The sequence below is a fragment of the Chromobacterium sp. LK11 genome, assembly GCF_001043705.1.
GTDB lineage: Bacteria > Pseudomonadota > Gammaproteobacteria > Burkholderiales > Chromobacteriaceae > Chromobacterium > Chromobacterium alkanivorans.
Window position 1 is genome coordinate 1 of record NZ_LDUR01000066.1, and the last position, 393, is coordinate 393.

A 393-nucleotide genomic window follows, 5' to 3' on the forward strand; every position below is an offset into this window, starting at 1 on the left:
TATCATTTGAGTGTCTTGGGGAACCGAGAGACGACGAGATAGTGGTTGTGCGACACAATTGAATACCGAATATATGTGGGGTGGTGAACACCATCCCAGGCTTCTTCTAGTTTGTACAAGTTTATGTCTGGTGGCCATAGCGAGGTGGTCCCACGCCTTCCCATCCCGAACAGGACCGTGAAACGCCTTAGCGCCGATGATAGTGTGGCATTCGCCATGTGAAAGTAGGACACCGCCAGACGCCCCATTGCGAAGCCCAGCTCATACGAGCTGGGCTTTATGCATTGTGCTGGCGCCGGCGCCGGAACAAAGAAGCCTCCCTATGGGAGGCTTTGTTGCGTCTGCGCCCCGTTCGGAACAGCAAGACAAAACGGCGATGCCGCCTGGCGTTTA

The 393-nt window shown here is 55.0% G+C and carries 1 rRNA gene; it reads left to right on the forward strand.

Annotated elements, in window-relative coordinates:
- Positions 1 to 126 precede the first annotated feature (126 nt).
- Positions 127 to 241: ribosomal RNA gene (gene rrf, locus VK98_RS22565) — 5S ribosomal RNA — on the forward strand.
- The last annotated feature ends 152 nt before the right edge of the window (positions 242 to 393 follow it).